At 67.0% G+C, this 22,696-nt stretch carries 17 protein-coding genes and 1 pseudogene; 13 read left to right on the top strand and 5 right to left on the bottom strand.

The annotated features are described in order from the left end of the window. Positions 1-3 precede the first annotated feature (3 nt). The 4 genes from AC5Y47_RS11825 to AC5Y47_RS11810 all read left to right on the top strand — a co-directional run bounded on the left by AC5Y47_RS11825 (position 4) and on the right by AC5Y47_RS11810 (position 5,349). Positions 4-369, top strand: coding sequence for a hypothetical protein (locus tag AC5Y47_RS11825; protein ID WP_499944173.1), 366 nt, complete (start codon positions 4-6; stop codon positions 367-369). Then, positions 366-1,733 carry a hypothetical protein gene (locus AC5Y47_RS11820; protein WP_499944172.1) on the top strand — a complete coding sequence of 456 codons (1,368 nt, stop codon included), beginning with the start codon at positions 366-368 and terminating at the stop codon, positions 1,731-1,733. The genes AC5Y47_RS11825 and AC5Y47_RS11820 overlap by 4 nt, the downstream gene beginning before the upstream one ends. Before the next feature lie 62 nt (positions 1,734-1,795). Further along, the gene (locus AC5Y47_RS11815) at positions 1,796-3,967 is read left to right on the top strand and encodes an adenylate/guanylate cyclase domain-containing protein (RefSeq protein WP_499944171.1); all 2,172 of its coding nucleotides are present in this window, start codon (positions 1,796-1,798) and stop codon (positions 3,965-3,967) included. 2 nt (positions 3,968-3,969) lie between these two features. Further along, on the top strand, positions 3,970-5,349 hold the full coding sequence (locus tag AC5Y47_RS11810; protein WP_499944170.1) for a mechanosensitive ion channel domain-containing protein: 1,380 nt from the start codon (positions 3,970-3,972) through the stop codon (positions 5,347-5,349). Between the two features lie 94 nt (positions 5,350-5,443). Here AC5Y47_RS11810 and AC5Y47_RS11805 read toward each other — a convergent pair whose 3' ends face one another. Genes AC5Y47_RS11805 through AC5Y47_RS11790 form a run of 4 tightly spaced genes read right to left on the bottom strand, consistent with a single transcriptional unit; the run spans position 5,444 to position 9,076 of the window. After that, positions 5,444-5,950, bottom strand: a complete 507-nt coding sequence (locus AC5Y47_RS11805) for a 2'-5' RNA ligase family protein (protein WP_499944169.1) — start codon at positions 5,948-5,950, stop codon at positions 5,444-5,446. Next, entirely contained in the window at positions 5,950-6,624 is a 675-nt protein-coding gene (bioD, locus tag AC5Y47_RS11800; RefSeq protein ID WP_499944167.1) for a dethiobiotin synthase, read from the bottom strand. The genes AC5Y47_RS11805 and bioD overlap by 1 nt, the downstream gene beginning before the upstream one ends. Continuing rightward, positions 6,621-7,766, bottom strand: a complete 1,146-nt coding sequence (locus AC5Y47_RS11795; protein ID WP_499944166.1) for an 8-amino-7-oxononanoate synthase — start codon at positions 7,764-7,766, stop codon at positions 6,621-6,623. The genes bioD and AC5Y47_RS11795 overlap by 4 nt, the downstream gene beginning before the upstream one ends. 5 nt (positions 7,767-7,771) lie before the next feature. Next, the gene (locus AC5Y47_RS11790; protein WP_499944248.1) at positions 7,772-9,076 is read right to left on the bottom strand and encodes an adenosylmethionine--8-amino-7-oxononanoate transaminase; all 1,305 of its coding nucleotides are present in this window, start codon (positions 9,074-9,076) and stop codon (positions 7,772-7,774) included. Positions 9,077-9,247: 171 nt separating this feature from the next. On the opposite strand from AC5Y47_RS11790, the gene AC5Y47_RS11785 reads away from it, so the two are divergent. From AC5Y47_RS11785 to AC5Y47_RS11755, 7 genes and pseudogenes are all read left to right on the top strand, one after another. Continuing rightward, positions 9,248-9,679, top strand: coding sequence for a hypothetical protein (locus tag AC5Y47_RS11785; RefSeq protein ID WP_499944165.1), 432 nt, complete (start codon positions 9,248-9,250; stop codon positions 9,677-9,679). A 323-nt stretch (positions 9,680-10,002) separates the two neighbouring features. After that, positions 10,003-10,650, top strand: a pseudogene (gene ripD / locus AC5Y47_RS11780) (NlpC/P60 family peptidoglycan-binding protein RipD); the annotation flags it as partial. Between the two features lie 344 nt (positions 10,651-10,994). Beyond that, a complete protein-coding gene (sucT, locus tag AC5Y47_RS11775) occupies positions 10,995-13,142 on the top strand; it encodes an acetyltransferase SucT (protein WP_499944164.1) in 2,148 nt (715 codons plus the stop codon). A gap of 52 nt (positions 13,143-13,194) precedes the next feature. Beyond that, on the top strand, positions 13,195-15,387 hold the full coding sequence (glgX, locus tag AC5Y47_RS11770; protein WP_499944163.1) for a glycogen debranching protein GlgX: 2,193 nt from the start codon (positions 13,195-13,197) through the stop codon (positions 15,385-15,387). Between the two features lie 3 nt (positions 15,388-15,390). Next, complete coding sequence (treY, locus tag AC5Y47_RS11765) at positions 15,391-17,691, top strand: malto-oligosyltrehalose synthase (RefSeq protein WP_499944162.1); 2,301 nt, start codon at positions 15,391-15,393, stop codon at positions 17,689-17,691. Beyond that, positions 17,684-19,408 carry a malto-oligosyltrehalose trehalohydrolase gene (gene treZ / locus AC5Y47_RS11760; RefSeq protein ID WP_499944161.1) on the top strand — a complete coding sequence of 575 codons (1,725 nt, stop codon included), beginning with the start codon at positions 17,684-17,686 and terminating at the stop codon, positions 19,406-19,408. Before treY ends, treZ begins: the two co-directional genes overlap by 8 nt. 68 nt (positions 19,409-19,476) lie before the next feature. Beyond that, complete coding sequence (locus AC5Y47_RS11755) at positions 19,477-20,544, top strand: alpha/beta hydrolase (RefSeq protein ID WP_499944160.1); 1,068 nt, start codon at positions 19,477-19,479, stop codon at positions 20,542-20,544. On the opposite strand, the gene AC5Y47_RS11750 is transcribed toward AC5Y47_RS11755, so the two are convergent. After that, positions 20,526-21,143 (bottom strand): TetR/AcrR family transcriptional regulator, encoded by a 618-nt coding sequence (locus AC5Y47_RS11750; protein ID WP_499944159.1) that lies wholly within the window; start codon positions 21,141-21,143, stop codon positions 20,526-20,528. The two genes, AC5Y47_RS11755 and AC5Y47_RS11750, sit on opposite strands and share 19 nt — an antisense overlap. A gap of 89 nt (positions 21,144-21,232) precedes the next feature. Between AC5Y47_RS11750 and AC5Y47_RS11745 the strand changes: the two genes are divergently transcribed. Further along, positions 21,233-21,616, top strand: coding sequence for a nuclear transport factor 2 family protein (locus AC5Y47_RS11745; RefSeq protein WP_499944158.1), 384 nt, complete (start codon positions 21,233-21,235; stop codon positions 21,614-21,616). Then, the gene (locus tag AC5Y47_RS11740; protein WP_499944157.1) at positions 21,613-22,659 is read left to right on the top strand and encodes a TIGR03857 family LLM class F420-dependent oxidoreductase; all 1,047 of its coding nucleotides are present in this window, start codon (positions 21,613-21,615) and stop codon (positions 22,657-22,659) included. The genes AC5Y47_RS11745 and AC5Y47_RS11740 overlap by 4 nt, the downstream gene beginning before the upstream one ends. Positions 22,660-22,696 lie beyond the last annotated feature (37 nt).

Raw genomic sequence — 22,696 nt, 5'->3', positions numbered from 1 at the left:
TCCGTGGCATATCGACGCGCCCTGGTCACGGCATGGGCGGGGCTGCTGGTGTGGGCGCTGGTCGCCTGCGGCGGTAACTCGCCCAGCAAGGCCCCGGCGCAGGGCCTCACCGTCGACGTCACCATCGCCAACGGGCAGGTCACGCCGACCAACGCGACCCTGCAGGCGAAGGTGAAACAACAGATCGTGTTGCATGTCAGCAGCGACGTCACCGACGAGCTGCACGTGCACTCGGTACCCGACCACAAGTTCCAGGTCGCCGCGGCGCCCAACCAGACATTCGAGTTCAGCGTCGACGTCCCGGGCAGCGTCGACGTCGAACTGCACCACCTCAAGCGGACGATCGCCACCATCCAAGTGCAGTCGTGACCGACGGCCGCTCGATAACCGTGCTCGCGCACGGTCTGGGCGGGTCGAACGATCTGCCGGTGCCGTACACCTTCGCGCTGATCGGCGCCGCATGGGCACTGACCTTCACGTTCGCGCTGGTGGCGTTGGCCTGGAAACGACCGCGATTCGACCCGGACAAACCGGGGCGCCCACTGCCGGACGCGCTGACCGCCCTGGTCGATGCGCGCGTCACCCGCGGGATAGTCGCCGGGTTGGCGCTGCTGTTCGCGATATGGGTGCTGACCGCCGGCGTCTTCGGGCCGCAGACCTCGGCCAATGGCCTGCTCGGCGCGTTCTATGTGCTGCTCTGGGTCGGACTGGTGGCGTTGTCATTGATCTTCGGGCCGGTATGGCGGGTGATCTCGCCGGTCCGCTCGGTATATCTGCTGGTACGCCGGGTCCTGCCGGAACGGATCAGCCGGCCCCGGTTCTCCTACCCGGACAGCTGGGGCTACCGGCCGGCCGCGTTCGGATTGTTCGCGTTCGTCTGGTTGGAACTCGCCAGTCCGGACTCGGCCTCGCTGACCGCGGTCAAGACGTGGTTGCTGGTCTATACGGTGGTGCTGCTCGGCGGGGCGTGGCTGTGCGGACAGCGCTGGTTGGCCCGGGCAGACCCGTTCGGCGTGTACAGCATGGCGGTGTCCCGGCTCAGCCCGTTCTGGCGGAATCCGCAAACCGGAAAGATCGTCGTCGGCAACCCGTTCGACCACCTGCCGTCGCTGCCGGTACGCCCGGGCGTCGTGCTGGTTTTGTCAGTGTTGTTGGGGTCCACCGCGTTCGACAGCTTCTCGGCGTCACCGACGTGGCGCAATTTCGCCGACGGGACAGCCCGCGCGGCGACCGGTGTTCCTGAGACGCTGACTTCTTCAGCGTTACGGACCATCGGGCTGGCGCTCTTCATTTGTGTTGTGGCGCTGACCTTTTCGTTTGCCGCGCGTGCCACCGGCGGCGTGGACGCCGAGCAGCGCCGGGCATTGCCCGGGCAGATGGCGCACTCGCTGATCCCGATCGTCGTCGGCTACATCTTCGCGCACTACTTGACCTACCTCGTGGAGCGCGGCCAGCAGGCCGTCATCGCCCTGGCCGACCCACTGGGTCGAGGCTGGAATCCGTTGGGCCTGGCGGATGCACACGTCGCCTACGTGTTGTCGATGCACCCCGCGGTCCTGTCCACGATAAAGGTGGCCTGTGTGGTGACCGGGCACATCGTGGCGGTGATCGCGGCGCACGACAAGGCGTTGCGACTGCTGCCCAAAGACCATCAACTCACCGGCCAGTTGACCATGATGCTGGTCATGGTCGGCTACACGTTCATGGGGCTGTATCTGCTGTTCGGGGGCTAGGCGGACTTCCGGGTACCTAATAGGCTGCTGTTGCCGCCGGAACGCAGGGGAAAGGAAATCCATTGACGTCGCCGCCCTCGGCCGAGTCGGTAACCCCGGACGAAACAGTCCCGGCCCGTAAGGGTGACCGGCGCCGCAGGGCGTTGGCCCGGTCGGTCAGCATCCAGTCCAAGGTGATGCTGATGCTCCTGGTGGCCAGCCTTTCGTCGCTGGCTGTGATCGGGGCGGTCGGTTACGTCACCGCGCGCAACGCCTTGTTGCCGACGGCATCGGAGCGGATGACCCAGTTGCGGGAGGCCCAAAAACGTGCGGTGGAGACGTTGTTTTCGGATCTCGCCGATGCGCTGGTGGTCTACAGCGGCGCCTCGACAGCTCTGGACGCGGTGCAACAGTTCACCGCGGGCTTCGACCAGTTGTCCAATGCGAGTATCGATCCCGGTCAGCAACAGGCGCTGGTGAACTACTACACGGACAGGTTGATCAAACCGGTCGAGAGCAGCACCGGCACCAAGCTGGATCTCAATGCCCTACTGCCCAGCAACAATTCGCAGAAATATCTGCAGGCGCACTACACGGTTGCGCCGGCCGGGGCACCCGACGACGCCGGCGACGGCAGTGCCTGGACAGCCGCGAATGTCCGCTTCAACAACTTTTTCCGGGAGATCGCGACCCGCTTCGAATACAAGGACGCGTTGCTGCTCGACGGCCGCGGAAACGTGGTGTACAGCGTCCGCAAGACCGCGGCACTGGGCACCAACATCCTCAACGGCCCGTATCGGGAGTCCAATCTGCGTGGCGCCTACGAGAAGGCGATGGCCGCAAACTCCCGGGATTTCGTGTGGATCACCGACTTCGCGCCCTACCAGCCGCAACTCGGCGCACCCATCGCGTGGCTGGTCTCGCCGATCGGCGCACCGGGCAAGGCCGCCGGAGTGCTGGCCCTGCCGCTGCCGATCTCCAAGGTCAACGACATCATGACCGCCAACAGGCAATGGGAAGCGGCGGGCATGGGCAAGACCGGTGAAACCTATCTGGCCGGCCCGGACAATTTGATGCGATCCGATTCCCGGTTGTTCCTCGAAGACCCGAAGCGCTACCAGACCGAGGCGATCGCCGCAGGCGCACGATCCGACGTCGTCGAGCAGGCAATCCGTTGGCGCGGAACGACACTGGTGCAACCGGTTGCGACGCACGCGGTACGTGCCGCACAGCGCGGTGAGACCGGTACCACCATCGACACCAGTTACCTCGGTCGCCGCGAGCTGGTGGCATATGCCCCGCTGCAGTTGCCCAACTCCGACCTGCACTGGTCGGTATTGGCGACCCGGGAGACCGACGAAGCCAACGCCCGCGTCGTGTCCGTGACCCAGACGCTGGTATTGACCACCGCCGCCATGGTTTTCGTCATCTGCGTGGCCGCGCTGCTGGTAGCCCAGATTTTTGTGCGTCCCATTCGCCGACTGCAGGCCGGCACCCAGGAGATCAGCGCCGGCAACTACGACGTCACGATCCCGGTGACCTCACGCGACGAGATCGGTGAACTCACCGAGGCTTTCAACGATATGAGCCACAGTCTGCAGATCAAGGAAACGCTGCTGACCGAGCAGCGCGAAGAAAACGACCGGCTGCTCGGGTCGTTGATGCCCGAGCCCGTCGCGCAACGCTACCGCGAGGGCGAACAGACCATCGCCCAGGAACATCAGGACGTCACGGTCATCTTCGCGGACTTCGTCGGTCTGGACCGAATTTCCAGCGCGCTACCCGGCCATGAATTGGTCGGCATCGTCGACGACCTGGTCCAGGAACTCGACTCGGCCGCCGAAGCCCTTGGCGTCGAACCGATCCGGACCCTGCACAACGGCTACCTGGCCAGCTGCGGGCTGAACTTCCCGCGGCTGGACAGCGTGCACCGCACCGTGGAATTCGCCCTCGAGATGCAGGCCATCGTCGAACGGTTCAACAGCAAGACGGGCCACCACCTGACGCTGCGCGCCGGCATCAACACCGGCAATGTCATCAGCGGACTGGTGGGACGGTCCAGCATCGTCTACGACATGTGGGGCGCGGCCGTCAACCTCGCCCACCAGATGCGAAGCAGCACAAGTGAATCCGGAATCTATGTGACATCGCAGGTATACGAGGCGACGCGTGACATCCGGCAGTTCACCGCGGCGGGCACCGTCACCGTCGACGGCACCGAACAACAGATCTGGCGCCTCGCGGAAGGACAGTGACCATGTCGTCGTTGTGGTGGGCTGCCGTCGTGGTCGTAGGGTTCCCGTCGCTGCTCATCGGGCTCACCGAATGGCACCACAGCCTGACCCGCCAGGACAGCCCCCTGGCCCGGCCCGTTTTCCTGCTGCGCAGCTACCTGGTCCCACTGGCCGCGCTGCTGGTGCTGCTGGTGCAGGTCGCGAGAATCCCGAGCGAGTTGACCTCGGTGCGCCTGCTGGCGACGGTATTCGGCTTCGTGCTGCTGGTGCTGTTGCTGTCCGGGCTCAACGCCACGGTGTTCGAGGGAGCGCCGCAAGGATCCTGGCGCGGGCGCGTACCGGCCATCTTCCTCGACGTCACCCGGTTCCTGCTGATAGGTGCCGGTCTGGCGGTGATTTTGTCGTTCGTCTGGGGCGTGCGGGTTGGCGGCATCTTCACGGCGCTGGGTGTGACGTCGGTGGTCATCGGCTTGATGCTGCAGAACTCCGTCGGCCAGATCGTGTCGGGACTGTTCATGCTCTTCGAGCAGCCGTTCCGGATCGGCGACTGGCTGGACACCCCGGCCGCCCGCGGACGGATCGTCGAGGCGAACTGGCGGGCGGTTCATATCCAGACCGGCCGCGGTTTGCAGATCACCCCCAACTCGGTCTTGGCGACGACATCGTTCACCAACCTCAGTCGTCCCACCAGGTCGCACCAATTGGCGATCACGGTCGCGTTCGCCGCGGCCGATCCGCCGGAGCGGGTGTGCGCGCTGCTGACCGAGGTTGCCGATGCGCTTCCGCAGCGCAGGTCCGGTGCCCCGGCGGCAGTCGTGGCCACCGGCAGCGGCGAGTACCGCGTCACCGTCGGATTGTCTTCTCCCGCTGACGATTCCGCGGCGCAGTCCATCTTCCTGCGCTGGCTCTGGTACGCCGCGCGGCGGGCCGAACTCCACCTCGACGGCGAAAAGGACGACTTCTCCACACCGGAACGTGTCGCAAAGGCACTCCGGAGCGTGGTCGGTCCGGCATTGCGGCTGAGCCGAACCGATCAGCAGATCTTGGCAGCGCACGCCCGGATCGTCCGGTACGCGGCCGACGAACTCGTCGAGCAGGCCGGCCGAGTGCCGTCCCGGATGACCTTTCTCCTGTCCGGCGGCGTGCGGCTGACGGCAACTTCCCGGGACGGACTCCCGGTGGTGGTCGGCAGCCTGGACGAAGGCGCTTTCCTGGGGGCAACGGCGCTGACCCGGCAACCCAATCTGACCGATGCCCGCGCCACCGAAGAATTGACTGCGCTGCAGATCGACCGCGAGCACCTCGCCCACCTGGTCATGGGCAAGCCGTGGCTGCAACAGGATCTCGGTCGCGCCATCGACGAGCGGCGCGCCAGAGTCGAACAGGTCACCCAGACGGCCTAAAAACATTCCATCGGTCCGAACCGGTAACCGCTGGCGAACTGGGGAAAGCACCTCGGGGCTGGCTGGAAACCAGGCCCGGGCAATCGGGTTAGCGTCAAATCAGGTAGTCGACGCGCTTGTCACCGTCCCAGCGGCGCAGTCCGGCGAACTGACCGGTCAGTTGCGCCGGCCGGCCGGTGACAGTCAGCGCTTGCCCGAGACAGCCGATGTCGACCCGGCGTGCCAGGGTCACATGCGCGGTCCACTGGCCGGGCAGGCTGTTGGACATCGGCGCCGGCCGTAGGTGCGCGCCGGACACCCGGTGCACCTCGGCGTGCAGATCCAGCAGTTCGCGCGACGGCACGATCAGTCGGGTGAGCACCACATTGGCCCGGCCGAACAACACCGGCGCACCGATCACGCACGGCAGCGGCAATCCTCGGGCGACCGGCCGCAGCAATTCGTCGACGGCGGGGTCAATGCGTTCGGCGACGGCGACCGTCACATGCGGGCGACCGGGCGGTATCCGCACCGGCAGACCGGCGGCGCTCAGGTTGTCCCACATCCGCCGGAGCGCGGCCTCGGTGTCATGGTCGAACAGCAACTCGATGGAGTGCGCCATCAGCCGACCAGCGCCCGCACCCAGCCGGTGTCGAAAGCGGCCGCACTCATCGCGGCGAAATCCTGGCGCGCGCCTGCCCCGGCGGGCAGCGCCGCGCGTACGGATGCCAATCGGTCCAGCGCTTTCCGGTTCGACGTCTGCACCCGATCGGGCCGCTGAGGCCAGCTGCCGATCACCAATCCGGCACACGAAACATGTTGTGCAGCAAGGGCTTCCAAGGTCAGCACGGTGTGGTTGAGCGTGCCCAGTTCCGCCCTCACGACGACCAGCGCCGCGGCCCGTAGTTCGACGGCGACGTCGCGTAGGGTGACCCCGTCCTGAGCCAGTTCGACCAGCAACCCACCGGCGCCTTCGACGAGCGTCAATCGTCCGGGTCGGTCCACCTCGCGGATCAGCTGCAATACCTGCTCACCGGTCGGCAATGCCATCCCGGCCTGTTCGGCCGCCGCGGCCGGCGCCATCGGCAACGCATACCGGGCCAACCCCACGAGTTCGGTGACTCCGGACAGCCGGCCGATCTCGGCGAGGTCGTCGTCGCCGTCGGCGATACCGGTCTGGGCGGGCTTGCACACCGCGACGTCGATGCCGGCCTGGTGGGCGTGCGACGCCAGCGCGGCGGTGGCGACGGTTTTGCCGACACCCGTGTCGGTCCCGGTGACCACCAGGACCGTCAAGCGTGCGCCCGCAGGACGTCCGTCAGCACGCGGCGCGCCAGCTCGAGTTCCTCGGCACTCAGGGAAGCCCGCGCGGTCAGCCGCAGGCGTGACGTGCCGGCGGGCACGGTCGGAGGCCGGAAGCAGCCGACTTTGACCCCGGCGTCCAGACACGCCGTCGCGGCGGTCAGCGCAACCTCGGGGTCGCCCAGGATCACCGACACCACAGCAGACTGCGGCACCTGCGGGACATTGCACACCCGCGCCAGCTCGGCGGCGTGCGACAGCACCGCGTCCGGGCGCCACGTCTCAGTCTTGAGCAGCCGCAATGCCGCCAGCGCGGCACCGACGGCCGCGGGCGCGAGTCCGGTGTCGAAGATGAAGGGACGCGCCGCATCGATCAGGTGGGCACGCACCTCGGCCGGCCCGAGCACCACGCCGCCCTGACTGCCCAGCGCTTTGGACAGCGTCGTGGTCATCACCACGTCGGGCGATCCGGCCAGTCCTACCTCGTGCAACAGCCCGCGGCCACCGCCACGCACCCCGAGACCGTGCGCCTCGTCGACAACCAACAGCGCACGGTGCCGACGGCACACCTCGTGCAGTTCCCGAAGCGGCGCCAGTGCCCCGTCCGCGCTGAACACCGAGTCGGTGACGACGACCGCGCGCTCCTCGGCGCGTGCGGCGAGGGCAGTCTCGACGGCGGCGACGTCGCGGCTGGGCGTCACCACCACGCGCGCCCGGGACAGCCGGCAGGCGTCCACCAGCGACGCGTGCGAATAGGCGTCGGACACCAGCAGCGAACCCGGGCCGGACAGGCTGACGACGGCTCCGAGGTTCGCGGTATATCCCGAGGAGAACACCAAACCGGCTGCGGCGCCGACGTATTCGGCGAGTTCGGCCTCGAACTGTGCGTGCAGTTCGGTGTCCCCGGTTACCAGCCGGGAACCGGTGGCACCGGCGCCCCACACGCGCAGTGCCTGCACACCGCCGTCGATGACGTCGGGATGCTGGGACAGGCCCAGGTAATCGTTGGAAGCCAGATCGAGTTCGGTGCCGACCGGCGGGCGCGGGCGCAGCGACCGGCGCAAACCGGCTTCGCGGCGCTGGGACTCCACCGCCGCCAGCCAGGCCAGCGGCGAGGTTTCGATCGGCGCCTGCATGGCGTTCAGCCTACGAGGCGGGCGACCTGCACCATCGCCGAGGTGAGCTGTGCGATCTCGGCGGGACCGCAGATATACGGCGGCATCGCGTAGATCAGGTTGCGGAACGGGCGCAGCCACACCCCGCCATCCAGCGCGGCGGGGGTGGCGACGGACAAATCGACGGGCCGGTCGCATTCGATGACGCCGATGCCGCCGCACACCCGCACGTCGGTCACTCCCGGCAGTCCTCGCGCGGGTGCCAGGCCGGCGCTCAGACCTTCGGCCAGCGCGGTTATCCGCGACCGCCAGTCCTGGCTCAGCAACAACTCGACGCTGGCTACCGAAACCGCGCAGGCCAGCGGGTTGGCCATGAAGGTGGGCCCGTGCATCAGCGCGCCGGCCGCGCCGTTGCTGATGGTGTGCGCGACGTCGGTGCTGCACAGGGTGGCGGCCAGGCTGAGGTAGCCGCCGGTCAGCGCCTTGCCCACGCACATGATGTCCGGGCTCACCCCGGCATGGTCGGCGGCGAACAACTCTCCGGTGCGGCCGAATCCGGTGGCGATCTCGTCGAAAATCAGCAGCACGCCGTGCCGGCTGCAGATCTCACGCAGGTCGACCAGATAGCGCGGATCGTGAAACCGCATCCCGCCCGCGCCCTGCACGACGGGTTCGACGACGACGGCGGCGAGCTCTGCGGCGTGCCGGGTCAGTTGCTCCTCGAACGCCGCGCTGTAGGCGGGGTCGTAGTCGCGCGGCACCTGCGGGGCGAACACCTGAGCGGCCAGGACGTCGGTCCACAACGAGTGCATGCCGCCGTCGGGGTCACACACGCTCATCGGGGTGAAGGTGTCGCCGTGGTATCCGCCGCGCCAGGTCATCAGGCGATGTTTCGCGGGCCGACCGAGGCTGCGCCAATACTGCAACGCCATCTTCACCGCGACCTCCAAGGACACCGAGCCGGAGTCGCTGAAGAACACCGTGTCCAGACCGGCCGGAGTGATCTCGACCAGCAGCTGAGCCAGGCGGGCCGCGGGCTCGTGGGTCAGGCCGCCGAACATGACGTGATTCATCGTGGCGAGTTGGGCGGTCATCGCCTCGTCCAGGACCGGGTGGCCATGGCCATGGATGGCGGTCCACCACGAGCTCATACCGTCGAGTGCTTGTATCGGCTTGCCGTCGCGGATCAGCGTGAGGTAGGCGCCGCGGGCGGCCGTGGCCACCACCGGAGGTATCGCTTCGCTGCCGATGGTGCTGTAGGGATGCCAGAGGTGAGCGGCGTCGATCGCGCTGATCTGGGCGGGGGTCAACGCTGCCACGGAGTTCGACAGTAGTCCACGTGTGCAGCCTGGGCTTTGAGTGTGCAGCCAGGGCTTTCAGAGTGCAGCCAGGGCGGCGAAACGCGATTTTCGCCGCCCTGAGTTCACTGGCAGAGCCATGACTTCACACTCAAATTCACGGCCGGTTCGCACAAAGTGCAGCGATCGGGAAGCATGCAGGGCATGGCCGCACCGGAAGAGTCGCCCGCCACCGAAGAGGGCGGCGACGTGACGCAGGTGCACGACGAGAGCGGACCTCGGATCATCAGGCTGCGCTTGGTTCCCTGGGACGTGGTCACCATGCTGGTGCTGCTGGCGTTGCTGATCGTCGCGCTCACCATGACCAGTTGGCCCACGCGGTTGTTCGCCTTCACCGAGAACGTCTGTCAAGGCGAAGATTGCGCACCGGTGCCGTTCGGGGTCAACTACTACATCTACCCGCTGGTGTGGGGCGGCATCGGCGCGGCTGCGACGGCGGCGTTGCTGGGTCCGTTCGTGTCGTTGGTCAAGGGCTGGTTCATGTCCTTCTGGCCGGTAGTCTCCGTCGCTGTCCTGAGTCTGGCCTCGGTCCTCGGCCGCGCGCTGACCGATTTCAGCTCCACCTTCTGGCGCTGAGGCAGATCACGCCGCGGACACGCTTCGCAGCGCGAAATCACAACTGCCATCACAGGATTGGCCCCTCCCGTCACCGTCCGGTCACGGTACGACAAAAAATGTTTGGCGGATCTGGCGCGCGCCTATCTCTGTTGCCAATGTGGCTGCAGTGACTGGTGTGAATAGGTCGGGTTGACCCGGCTACTTCACCTACCACCTGTCATCCAGCGGCGCGAGGCCCCGACGTGGCGGCCATCGCGTGCGTGTGGAACGGCAGCCGAGGCGCGCAGTCACCGCGCCGAGGCACAGCGGGGCCCCTGGGCCCCAGAAGGTGAGGAATCCCCATGAAGCGCGTCTACGCCTTCGCGATCGGGCTGGTCATGGCCGTGGCGCCGATAACCGCCACGGGCATCGCGGCGGCCGACCCGGCCAGCAAGCCGATGGACTATCAGCAAGCCACCGACGTCGTCGTCGCCCGCGCCCTGTCACAGCGCGGCGTGCCGTTCTCGTGGGCCGGCGGCGGTGTCACCGGCCCCACCCGTGGCACTGGGAGCGGCATCAACACCGTCGGCTTCGACGCATCGGGTCTAATCCAGTACGCCTACGCCGGCGCCGGGCTCAAACTGCCGCGCTCGTCCGGGCAGATGTACAAGGTGGGACAACGGGTGCTGCCGGCGCAGGCACGCAAGGGCGACCTGGTCTTCTACGGCCCCGAGGGCACCCAGGCTGTTGCGATGTACCTGGGCAACGGCCAGATGATCGAGGTCGGCGACGTCGTGCAGGTCTCCCCGGTGCGTGCCAGCGGGATGGCCCCCTACCTGGTCCGGATTCTCGGTGCGCAGACGGCGCCGGCGGCCCCCGCGCCGCAGGCACCGACCCAGCAGCTGCCTCAGCAGCAGGTGCCCGCGCCTCAAGCACCTGCCCAGCAGGCTCCTTTGCAGCAGGCACCTTTGCAGCAGGCACCTTTGCAGACGCTGCCGTCACAGCAGCCGTTGCAGACGGTTCCCAACCAGCAGGCTCCCTTGCAGCAGGCGCCGGCCCAATTGGCTCCGGCACAGCAGGCGCCGGCCCAACTGGCTCCCGCACAGCAAGCGCCCCTGGGGCAGGTCCCCGCGCAGCAGTCGCCGCTGCAGCAGGTCCCGGCCCCGCAGGCGCCGCTGCAGCAGGTCCCGGCCCAGCAGGCGCCGCTGCAGGCAGTGCCCACCGCGCCCCTGCAGTTGATGCCGGCACAGCCGGCGCCCGCGGTTACCCCGGGCCGGTAACCTTCCGACGCCTCTCGCCCCGGCGCGCCGATGGCGCCGGGGCGTGAGGCGTTTTCGGTAAGTTGGCGGGGACCATGCAGACCGTGACCCCTCCTCCCCCACGCCCGGCCACCGACTCGGCGCCGGCCGAAATGGGCACCCGGTCTGCGGGTTTCTACCGGCACGACCTGGACGGACTGCGCGGCGTCGCGATTGCGCTCGTCGCTGTTTTCCACGTGTGGTTCGGCCGGGTGTCCGGCGGGGTGGACGTCTTTCTGGCCCTGTCCGGGTTCTTCTTCGGCGGCAAGATTCTGCGCGCCGGGCTCGGCGGCAAGTTGTCCCCAGTGACCGAATTCGTCCGGCTGGTCCGTCGTCTGCTGCCGGCCCTGGTCGTGGTGCTGGCGGGATGCGCACTGCTGACGATCCTGGTGCAACCAGAGACCCGCTGGGAGACCTTCGCCGATCAGAGTCTGGCCAGCCTGGGCTACTACCAGAACTGGGAGCTGGCCAACTCCGCCTCGGACTATCTGCGTGCCGGCGAGGCGGTCAGCCCGCTGCAGCACATCTGGTCCATGTCGGTGCAGGGCCAGTTCTACGTCGCGTTCCTCGTCCTGGTCGCGGGCTGCGCCTATCTGTTCAGGCGAGCGCTGGGTCGCCACCTGCGGACCCTGTTCGTGGTGCTGTTCAGTGCGCTGACGGTGGCGTCGTTCGTCTACGCGATCATCGCGCACCAGGACAACCAGGCGACGGCGTATTACAACAGTTTCGCGCGGGCCTGGGAGTTGCTGCTGGGTGCATTGGTCGGCGCGCTGGTGCCCTATCTGCGTTGGCCGATGTGGCTTCGGACGACCGCTGCGACCGTCGGGCTGGCAGCGATCCTGTCCTGCGGCGCCCTGATCGACGGCGTCAAGGAGTTTCCCGGGCCGTGGGCGCTGGTGCCCGTCGGTGCCACCATGCTGATGATCCTGGCCGGCGCCAATATGGCCGCCGACCCCCGCACGCGTGGCCGGATGCCGCTACCCAACCGGTTGCTGGCGGCCGGGCCGCTGATCACCCTCGGCGCGATGGCCTACTCGCTGTACCTGTGGCACTGGCCGCTGCTCATCTTCTGGCTTTCCTACACCGGAGACCCGCACGTCAATTTCGTCGAGGGCCTGGCCGTCCTGCTGGTCTCCGGGGTGTTGGCGTACCTGACCACCCGGCACGTCGAGGATCCCCTGCGCTACCGGGCACCCGCGCAACCCGCCCGAGCGGTGACCTGGCAACTGCGGCTGCGCCGACCCACGCTCGCGTTGGGATCGCTGGTGGTGCTGTTGGGCGTCAGCCTTGCCGCGACGTCCTTCACCTGGCGTGAGCATCTGGTCGTCGAGCGGGCCGGCGGCAAGGAACTCAGCGGGCTCAGCGCGCTCGACTACCCCGGCGCCCGCGCCCTCACCGAACACGTGCGGGTGCCCACGCTGCGCATGCGGCCCACCGTGCTGGAAGTCAAGGAAGACCTGCCCGCTTCCACCCGCGACGGCTGTATCAGCGACTTCGTCAACCCGACGGTGGTGAACTGCACGTACGGCGACACCGACGCGCCGCGCACCATCGCGCTGGCCGGCGGGTCGCACGCCGAACACTGGCTGACCGCCCTGGACCTGCTGGGCCGGCTGCACCATTTTCGAGTGGTGACCTACCTCAAGATGGGGTGCGCGCTGTCCACCGAACAGGTCCCGCTGATCATGGGTAACAACGCGCCCTATCCCCAGTGCCGCCAGTGGGTGGAGACGACGATGGCGAAACTGGTCGCCGACCGCCCGGACTACGTGTTCACCACCACCACCCGGCCCTGGAACATCAAGCCCGGCGACGTGATGCCCGCTACCTACATCGGCATCTGGCAAACGTTGTCGGACAACAACATTCCGATCCTGGGCGTGCGGGACACCCCGTGGCTGGTCAAGGACGGTCAGCCGTTCAACCCCGCCGACTGCCTGGCCAAGGCCACCAAGTCGCATTCCTGCGAACTCAATCGCTCAGACCTGCTCTCCGAGCACAACACCACCCTCGACTTCGTCGGACAGTTCCCGTTGCTCAAGCCGCTCGATTTGTCCGACGCCATCTGCCAGCCCGACAGTTGCCGCGCGGTCGAGGGGAACGTGCTGATCTACCGTGACGCTCATCACTTGACCCCGACCTACATGCGGACCCTGGCTCCCGAACTGGGACGGCAGATCGCCGCGGTCACCGGCTGGTGGTGACGGGCCCGTCGTCAACCCTCCGATCCATGCCCGGCACCGTTAAGGTCGAGTGATGGCTGGGACCGACCGAGGGACCGACACAGCATTCGACGGCGCGGACGAGTCGCCCTCTCTGGCGATGGTGTGGCCTGGGACGCCGTTCCCGCTGGGCGCGTCGTATGACGGTGCGGGCACCAACTTTTCGCTGTTTTCCGAAGTCGCCGACAGCGTCGAGTTGTGCCTGATCGGGCGGGACGGCAGCGAATTCCGAATCGACCTGGACGAAGTCGACAGCTACATCTGGCACTGCTACCTGCCGAACGTCACACCCGGGCAGCGCTACGGATTCCGGGTGCACGGTCCGTTCGATCCGGCTGCCGGTCACCGCTGCGACCCCAGCAAGCTGTTGCTGGACCCGTACGGCAAAGGGTTCGTCGGGGGCTTCACGTTCGATCAGGCCCTGTATTCCTACGATCTGGCGGTCGCGGCCGAGGACCCGTCGGAGACCGGCGTCCCGCCGATGGTCGACTCGTTGGGTCACACCATGACCAGCGTGGTGATCAATCCGTTCTTCGACTGGGCCTCAGATCGCGCGCCGTGTACGCCGTATCACGAGACGATCATCTATGAGGCGCACGTCAAGGGCATGACCCAGACCCATCCGGGTATCCCGCACGAGCTGCGCGGCACCTACGCCGGGCTGGCTCACCCGGTGATCATCGATCATCTGAAGTCGCTCAACGTCACCGCCATCGAATTGATGCCGGTCCACCAGTTCCTGCACGACCACCGACTGGTCGACCTGGGACTGCGAAATTATTGGGGCTACAACACATTCGGGTTTCTCGCCCCGCACTACCAGTACGCGGCAAGCCGCAAGCCCGGCGGCGCGGTCGCCGAATTCAAGTCGATGGTGCGCGCCTTTCACGAGGCGGGCATCGAGGTCATCCTCGACGTGGTCTACAACCACACCGCCGAAGGCAATCACCTCGGCCCCACCATCAACTTCCGGGGCATCGACAACGCGGCCTACTACCGCCTGGTCGACGGCGACCTGCGCCACTACAAGGACTTCACCGGCACCGGGAACAGTCTGAATGTCCGGCATCCGCACACTTTGCAATTGATCATGGATTCGCTGCGGTACTGGGTACTAGAGATGCATGTGGATGGATTTCGCTTCGACCTGGCGGCCACTTTGGCGCGTGAGTTCTACGACGTCGACCGACTGTCGGCGTTTTTCGACCTCGTCCAGCAGGATCCCGTGGTGAGCCAGGTGAAGTTGATCGCCGAGCCGTGGGACGTCGGCGAAGGCGGTTACCAGGTGGGAAATTTCCCAGGTTTGTGGACCGAATGGAACGGGAAGTATCGCGACACTGTGCGCGACTACTGGCGGGGGGAACCCGCGACCCTGGGCGAGTTCGCATCCCGGCTGACCGGTTCGTCTGACCTCTACGAGGCGACGGGTCGCCGCCCCAGCGCCAGCATCAACTTCGTCACCGCCCATGACGGGTTCACCATGCATGATCTGGTGTCCTACAACGAAAAACACAACGCGGCCAACGGGGAGGACAACCGCGACGGCGAAAGCCACAACCGGTCCTGGAACTGCGGGGTGGAGGGTCCCACCGACGACCCGGAGATCACCGCGCTGCGGTGCCGGCAGATGCGCAACTTCTGGACCACGCTGATGGTCAGCCAAGGCACCCCGATGATTTCCCACGGCGACGAGTTCGGGCGCACTCAGTCGGGCAACAACAATGTGTACTGCCAGGACTCCGAGGTGTCCTGGATGGACTGGTCGTTCGTGGACAAGAATCCCGACCAACTGGAGTTCGCGCGCAAGGTGACCGCATTGCGCAAGAGACACCCGGTATTTCGGCGCCGCCGCTTCTTGAAGGGACAGCCGATCCGCAGCGGTACCGGAATCCATGACATCGCCTGGCTGACTCCCGCAGGCCAGGAGATGACAGTGCAGGACTGGGACAACGTCTTCGGCAAGTCGATCGCGGTGTTCCTGGACGGCCAGGCGCTGGCCGAACCCAATCGACGTGGAGAACGGGTGGTCGACGACTCATTCCTGTTGTGCTTCAACGCCTACGACCAAGAGGTGACTTTCGTCATGCCGCGCGGTGACTACGCCCGGGAATGGGTGGTGGAACTGGACACGACCATGCCCACCGGGGCCTCGAATCGGGTCATCCGGGACGGCGAAGAGCTGCCAGTGCCGGGACGCTCGGTATTCGTACTACGTAAGACGTTGTAACACATGGCCATTCCGATTCTGGCAACCTACCGGTTGCAGCTGCGCGGTGCGTCCAGTGGCTTCGCGTTCACCCTCGCCGACGCCGAGAACCTGCTGGATTACCTCGACGACCTCGGGGTGTCACACCTGTACCTGTCCCCCATTCTGACCGCCGCCAGCGGATCCTCGCACGGCTACGACGTCACCGACCCGACGACGGTGTCGCGCGACCTCGGCGGTCCGGAAGGTCTGGCCCGGTTGGCCGCCGCGGCGCGCGAGCGCGGCATGGGGCTGATCGTCGACGTCGTCCCCAACCATGTGGGCATTGACGACCCCCAACAGAACACCTGGTGGTGGGACGTGCTGCGGCATGGCCGGGACTCGCAGTATGCGTCCTATTTCGACATCGACTGGACGCTGGACGATTCGGAGCGAATCGTGTTGCCGCTGTTGGGTTCCGACGATGACGCCGCCGATCTGAGCGTCGACGGGGACCAGCTTCGGTTGGGTGACCTGGCGCTGCCGATCGCACCCGGCACCGGCGACGGCAGCGGACCCGAGGTGCACGATCGACAGCATTACCGCCTGGTCGGTTGGCGGCGCGGAGTGGTCGGGTACCGCCGCTTCTTCTCGATCACCTCCCTGGCCGGCTTGCGTCAGGAGGATCGGTCGGTCTTCGACGCCAGCCACGCCGAGGTGGCCCGCTGGTTCAGTGACGGGATCGTCGACGGGGTGCGGATTGACCATCCTGACGGATTGGCCGATCCCGCAGGTTATTTGGGCTGGTTGCGCGAGTTGCTCGGTCCCGAGGCGTGGATCGTGATCGAGAAGATCCTCGGCGTCGACGAGGCGCTGGAGCCCACGCTGCCGGTCGCCGGCACCACCGGCTACGACGTGCTGCGCGAGGTGGGCGGGTTGTTCGTCGACCCCACCGGGGCGCCGGCGCTGACCGAGCTCGTCGACTCCGCCGGGCTGCGTTACGACGACATGCCGCGGTTGCTGGCCGATCTGAAGATCCGCGCCGCGACCGACACCTTGGCCAGTGAACTGGCCCGCCTGCGCCGCAGTATCGTGGCAGCCGCGGGCGCGGATGACCCGCTGTTGCCCGAGGCCGTCGCCGCTCTGCTGACCCACATCGACGTCTACCGTTGCGACTACCGCGGCCTGGCCGCGCTCCTGCCGGCGGCGCTGGCCGAAACTCAGTCTGAGCGACCAGAATTGGGACCGGCGCTGCAGGTGCTGGCCGCTGCGCTGGCGCACGGCGGGGAGGCCGCCACCCGACTGCAGCAACTGTGTGGCGCGGTCACCGCCAAAGCTGTCGAAGACTGCCTGTTCTACCGTGACGCCCGGCTGGTGTCACTGAACGAAGTCGGTGGCGAGCCGCACCGGTTCGGCGTCGGGGCCGCCGAGTTCCACCAGAGCGCCGCCACCCGCGCGCGGTTGTGGCCGCGGGCCATGACCACGCTGACCACCCACGACACCAAACGCGGCGAAGACGTCCGCGCCCGCATCGGTGTGCTGTCTCAGGTGCCCTCGTTGTGGTCGGAATTCGTCGCGCGGTGGGAAGTGCAGACGCCCTCCCCCGATCCGGCGACCGGACAGTTCTTGTGGCAGAACATCTTCGGCGTCTGGCCGGTAACCGGCGAGGTGACCGGCCGGCTACGTGAACGGCTGCACGGGTATGCCGAGAAAGCCATCCGGGAAGCCGCCTGGCACACCACCTGGAACGATCCGAACACCGAATTCGAAGACGCCGTGCATGGTTGGCTGGACTCGGTTCTGGACGGTCCGGTCGCCGGTGAGCTCACCAAGCTTGTCGCGCAATTGAATCCGCACGCCGCCAGCGATGCGCTGGGCCAGAAGCTGCTGGCGTTGACGGTGCCCGGAATCCCCGACGTCTACCAGGGCACCGAGTTGTGGGACGACAGCCTCGTCGACCCCGACAACCGCCGCGAGGTCGACTATGCGAGTCGTCGTGCGGCGCTGCAAGAGCTGCAGCACCCCAAGATTCGGATTGTTGCCGCCGCGCTGCGGCTGCGGCGAGCCCGTCCGGACACCTTCCTGCACGGCGAGTATCGTCCCGTGCTCGCCGAGGGCGACGCGAGGGATCACATCGTGGCGTTCAGCCGCGGTGGTGATGTGGTGGTCGCGGTCACGCGCTGGACGGTGCGGCTCAAGGACTCCGGGTGGGGCAACACGGTGGTGCCGTTGCCCGAAGGTTCCTGGACCGACACTCTCACCGGCGCCATGTCGAGCGGACCTGTGTCGGCGGTGGAGTTGTTCGCCGAGCTCCCCGTCGTCCTGTTGGAGCGCAACGATGCCTGAATTCCGGGTGTGGGCGCCCAAACCCGAGCGGGTGCGCCTGGACGTCGACGGCTCGGTGCACGACATGACCCGGACGGACGACGGCTGGTGGCACACCGGCGTCGAGGCGCCGGGCGACGTCCGGTACGGCTTCCTGCTCGACGACGATCCCACCGTGCTGCCCGACCCGCGCTCGGCGCGCCAGCCCGACGGGGTGCACGAGCGCTCCCAGTTGTGGGACCCGGCCAGCGCCGCGTGGACCGACGGCGAGTGGGCCGGCCGATCCGTCGAGGGCGCGGTGATCTACGAGCTGCACGTGGGCACGTTCACCCCGGCCGGCACGTTCGACGCTGCCGTCGAAAAGCTGGACTACCTGGTCGATCTCGGCGTCGACTTCGTGGAGTTGATGCCGGTGAACTCCTTCGCCGGCACGCACGGCTGGGGCTACGACGGCGTGTTGTGGTACAGCGTGCACGAGCCCTACGGTGGGCCCGACGGCCTGGTCCGGTTCGTCGACGCCTGCCACGCAAGGGGTTTGGCGGTGTTGATCGACGCGGTGTTCAACCACCTCGGCCCGTCGGGTAACTACCTGCCTCGCTTCGGACCGTATCTGTCGTCGGCCAGCAACCCGTGGGGCGAGGGCATCAACATCGCCGACGCCGACTCCGACGAGGTGCGCCGCTACATCATCGGGTGCGCGCTGCGCTGGATGCGCGACTTCCACGCCGACGGGCTGCGACTGGATGCCGTACACGCGCTGGTGGACACCACCGCCTTCCACATTCTGGAGGAGATGGCCACCGAAACCGACTGGCTGTCCAGGCAGGTGGGTCGCCCGCTGGCGCTGATCGCCGAGAGCGACCTCAACGACCCGCGCCTGATCACCTCCCGCGATGAGCACGGTTACGGCATCACCGCGCAGTGGGCCGACGACATCCATCACGCCGTCCACACCGCGGTGTCCGGCGAACGGCAGGGCTACTACGCCGATTTCGGGTCGCTGGCCACGCTGGCGCAGACGTTGCGGCACGGGTTCTTCCACGCCGGCACGTACTCATCGTTCCGGCGGCGCCGGCACGGCAGACCGCTGGACACCGCCCGGGTACCGGCGACGCGGTTGCTGGCCTACACCTGCACCCACGACCAGGTGGGTAACCGCGCGCTGGGCGACCGTCCGTCGCAAAACCTCACTCCCGGCCAACTCGCCGTCAAAGCCGCACTAGTGCTCGGATCACCGTATACGCCAATGCTTTTCATGGGTGAAGAATGGGGCGCGTCGACTCCGTTCCAATTCTTCAGTTCCCATCCCGAACCCGACCTGGCGCAGGCCACCCGGGACGGGCGCAAGGCGGAGTTCGCCGAACACGGTTGGGATGCCGACGAGATCCCCGATCCGCAGGATCCGCACACCTTCACCCGGTCCAAGCTGGACTGGGCGGAGACGGGTGACGGCGACCATGCCCGGGTTCTGCAGTGGTACCGGGACCTGATCGCCCTGCGGCACAACGAACCCGATCTGGCCGATGCGTGGCTGGACAACCTCGTCACCGAGTACGACGAGGAACAGCGCTGGATCCTGCTGCGCCGCAACCACTTGGCGATCGTCTGCAACCTGGGCACTGAGCCGGTGAGCGTGCCGGTATCCGGCGAGGTGGTGCTGGCCTGGGACGATCCGGATGTCGGCTCTGATGCCACGGTGGTGCCCGGCCATTCGGTGGCGATACTGCGCTGTGGGTGAGTGAGTCGCGGCGTCGTTCACCCCCGTTGAGAATCTGCAGGCAAAGCGCGAGAGGCAAGGCCGGGGCAATGACGAAGAGGCATCCGAAGGCCCGTCCGGTCGCGCTCACCAACGCGGCGCTGCGCCTCGGCGTCAAAGTCGTACCGGCGATACCCGAACGGCTCAAGCTGCTCCTGGCCGGCGGCACGAGGATCACCGTGGACGGCAACACCCTGGACGCCACCGCTCAGCTGATGTTGGCCGCGCAGCGACGCACCGGCACCGGCGGTCTCGGAGCATCCGGCGACGTCGACACCGCCCGCGCGCTGATGCGCAACTCCCACGTGGCGATGAAGGCCCGAATACCGCTTCCCGCAACGGACTTGACCATATCCGGCCCGGAAGGACCACTCCGGGCGAGACATTACCGAGCGGCCGCGAACGCGCCGCTGCTCGTCTTCTTCCACGGTGGCGGCTTCGTGGTGGGCGACATCGAATCCCACGACGGGCTGTGCCGCCAGATCTGCCGGGACGCGAAAGTCCACGTCCTGTCGGTGGACTACCGGCGGGCACCCGAGCACAAGGCACCCGCCGCAATTGAGGACTGTCTGGCGGCCTACCAATGGGCACTCGCACACGCCGCCGAACTGGACGCCGACAGCCACCGGATCGCCGTCGGCGGAGACAGCGCCGGAGCCAGTCTGGCAGCACTCGTCACCCAGCGCAGCCGCGACGAAAACCTGACACCGCCGGCCCTGCAGGTGCTGCTCTACCCGGTGGTCGACCTGTCCACCCAGACCCGCTCTCGCGCATTGTTCGCCGAAGGGTTCTTCCTCTCCAAGGCCGAGATGGACTGGTTCTCCGAGCTGTACCTGGACGGCACCGAGCTCACGGCCGACGATCCGCGCGTGTCACCACTCAAAGCCGACTTGTCCGGTCTGGCACCGGCATTGGTGCGCACCGCGGGATTCGATCCGCTACGCGACGAGGGAAACGAGTACGCCGCGGCCCTGTGCGCAGCCGGCGTCGAGGTGGACCACCGGCAGTTCGACACGCTTCCGCACGGCTTTGCCAGCATCGCTCCCCTCGGGGGCGACAGCGCCGACGCCATCGCGGAGACCATTGCTGCCATCGCGGCTCACCTGCACGTCCCGTAGTCCCGAATGATCCGCCGGCGAACGTTTTTCAGGTGGTGGACCAGGTCGTAGCCGTCGTCCAGCACCAGCCAGTGATGCGCGACGCCGAACACCGCGGTGCTGATGTCGTCGACGGCGGCATCGACGTCGACGTCGAAACGCACCGATCCGTCCTCGATGCCCTTGCGCAAACCGGCTTCCACCTTGCGCCTGCCTTCCAGCAGTTGTCCGACCGAGCGCGCCCGCAACGCCGACGTCGTCTTGACCGCTTCGAATGCCGCCACAAACATCGCGCGCAGAAACTGCGGATCCGAGTCGGCCAGCTGCCGGATCCGGTCGAAATGCGCCAGCGCCTGCGCCAACCCGCTCGCCTCCGGATCCAGATCCGGACTCAGCTGCGCCATGTATTCCCGCATGAACACCGCATCGAGCACCGCGTCCTTACTGCCGTACCTGGCGTGCACCATCGCCCGGCTGTACCCGGCGCGCAAGCCGATCTCGGCGGCTGTCGTTGCTTCCCAGCCCTTTTCGACGATCAACTCGGCAGCGGCGCGCGCCATCCTGCGGTTAGAGGTCTCGACCCGTTCCGGTTGCGAGAGCCCACGCGTCGGAGAAGGCACGGTTGCATATTAGACCGTCCGCAACTAGGTTAGTTGCGCATTGTCAAATAAGTTTGTCGACAGAACTCCGTGGCTTTGGAGGTGTTCGGATGAGCGCGCCCGCCCGCACCGCCCGCCAAGTGGTCGAGCTGTACAACCTCGTGGTCTGGAATCGACGCGACTTCGCCCTGGCCGAAGAATTGATGGGCGACAATGTGATTCGGCATGACGTGGGCGATGCGGTCACCCTTACCCATCAGCAGGCCGTCGATCGGATCGTCGAGCACTGGGCGATGTTCGAGACCATCCGGTTCGACCTGAACCTGGTGGTCGCGGGTGACGACGGTGAGCACGTCGCCGTCGTCTACCAGTCCCCCATGAAGCTCAAGGACGGCACTGAGGTAGACATCGGAAGTATGGAGATCTTCCGGGTTGTCGACGGCCGCATCACCGAGGTGTGGAACTGCGGCTACAAGCAAGGGATTTGGGCATGACCGACCGGGTGCTGGACGAACTGGGCTACTACCTGCTGGCCGGCGCCGGAGGTGAAGGCCCGGCGACGCTGATGGACGAGGCCCGCCGCGGCGAGGAACTGGGTTTCGGCACCGGGTTCATCTCCGAACGCTGGAACGTCAAGGAGGCGTCGTCGCTGACGGGCGCGGCGCTGGCCGTCACCAATCGGATGCAGATCGCCACGGCGGCAACCAATCACAACACACGTCACCCGCTCATCACGGGGTCTTGGGCCACCACCATGCATCGCCTCTCCGGGGGCCGCTTCACTCTCGGTCTGGGGCGCGGAATCGCGGCTATGTACAAGGCATTCGGCGTGCCGTCGGTGACGACCGCCCAGATGGAGGACTTCGCGCAGGTGATGCGCAAACTCTGGCACGGTGAGCTCGTCTTCAACCACGACGGCCCCATCGGCAAGTACCCGGTGCTGTTCCTGGATCCCGACTTCGACGAGGACATCCGGCTGGCGATCGTGGCGTTCGGTCCGCAGACCCTCGCGCTGGGCGGCCGCGAGTTCGACGACGTCATCCTGCACACCTATTTCACCCCGGAGACGTTGCAGCGCGCGGTCAAGACGGTCAAGGACGCGGCCGAGCAGGCCGGCCGCGATCCGGCCACCGTGCGGGTGTGGTCGTGCTTCGCCACCGTCGGCGATCACCTGCCCGAGGAGTTGCGATTGAAGAAGACCGTCGCTCGCCTGGCCACCTACCTGCAGGGTTACGGCGAGTTGCTGGTCGACACCAACGGCTGGGATCGCGCTGTGCTGCAACGCTTTCGCGACGACAAGGTAGTGCAGTCCATCCCCGGCGGCATCGACCACAAGGCCAGCGCGGAGCAGATCGAGCACATCGCCACGCTGATCCCCGACGAATGGCTCGAGCCGTCGGCGACGGGAACGGCCCAGCAGTGCGTCGACCGGGTGCGCAAGGAGTTCGACTACGGCGCCGACGCGGTCATCATGCACGGCGCGACGCCGGACGAGTTGGAGCCGATCGTCGCGGCCTACCGCGCCACCGTGGACTGACGACCCGAGAGGATCCGCCAAGGATCCACCACGCGCT

It is taken from the genome of Mycobacterium sp. NGS22, assembly GCF_059813095.1.
Note: the sequence above shows the minus strand (reverse complement) of the source record. Positions and strands in the feature narration are given on the sequence as shown.